This window comes from Streptomyces sp. WM6386, from assembly GCF_000972385.1.
Lineage (GTDB): Bacteria > Actinomycetota > Actinomycetes > Streptomycetales > Streptomycetaceae > Streptomyces.
The window spans coordinates 1-594 of the sequence record NZ_JXTE01000377.1 but is presented as its reverse complement, the minus strand read 5'-3'; the positions used below and the strand labels follow the sequence as shown (position 1 = coordinate 594).

Annotated in this window: 1 protein-coding gene; it reads left to right on the top strand. The window is 73.4% G+C overall.

The features are described from left to right. A partial coding sequence (locus TN53_RS41825) for a hypothetical protein (protein WP_046264134.1) occupies nt 1-594 on the top strand: 594 nt, incomplete at both ends.

Sequence of the window (594 nt, the reverse complement as noted above, 5' to 3'; positions counted from 1 at the left end):
CCCTGGTCGACACCTGCCGGCTGCTCGGCACTCCCCCGCTCACCGTCGTCGAAGAGCTGATCGCGGCAATCCCGCAGGGCGCCCTCCTGCCGGAGACCGCCGAAGGGCTGGGCCAGCTGCGCCACCTCCACACCCTGCCGGTCACCTGGCCCGGCGAGTTCGACCTGCGGGTGGGTGCGGCCATCACCGACGCCGGTATCGCCGAGGACGACCTGGGCCGCGTCGCCTGCGCCGTACGACGGCTGCGCGCGTCCCTGGCCGCCACACCCACCGTGCACCCCGCGCACCCCCAGGTCGTCACCGCCCTCGGCCGGGCCCTCGCAGCCCTCGCCGCGGCGCGCGAGGACCGGGAGGCGGCCATGGAGGCGACCGAACTGCTCGCCTCCGTCGGCGCCTTGGACGATCGGCATCAGGAGATGTTCGCCGCCTACGGGCAGTTGCAGGATCTGATCAACGGCGGTGACCCGGACCCCGAGGACCTGGAGCGGATGCTCCCGCTCCTGGACAGCCTTCCCCTGGGCGACGAGCAGCGGGAGATGTTCGCCGTCTACCGGCAATTGCAGGAGGCGAGCCGGAGCGACGACCCGGCCGACC